Annotated in this window: 1 pseudogene; it reads right to left on the reverse strand. The window is 48.9% G+C overall.

What is annotated here, in order from left to right:
- Nucleotides 1–368 (reverse strand): annotated as a pseudogene (locus A3756_RS04060) (hypothetical protein); the annotation flags it as partial.

Below are 368 nucleotides of genomic sequence, written 5' to 3' on the forward strand. Positions count from 1 at the left end.
CATCAATAAATTGTCCGACATACTTTTTACCGTTCGCATAGGTTTCGACACCCTTGCCGTGGAACATACCGTTAGAGAATGAACCTTCGTAGTGTCCGCCATCCGGGTAGGTTAGGGAACCGTTACCGTGGAATAAATTGTCTGAGAAGCCGCCAACATATAGTAGGCCCCCCTTGGTTGTAAGAGAGCCTTGCCCATTGAGCACGCCATCAATCCAGAAACCTGTATAGATGTCACCGGTAGCTTTGGTTAGGGTTCCTTCACCATTAAACTCATTTTCATCAAGCTCACCAATGTAGGTATCGCCGTCTGTGGTGGTGAGGGTGCCGCGGCCTTGCATATTGCCTTCAAACCACTCTCCCTGGTAT

Source organism: Oleiphilus sp. HI0086, assembly GCF_001635225.1.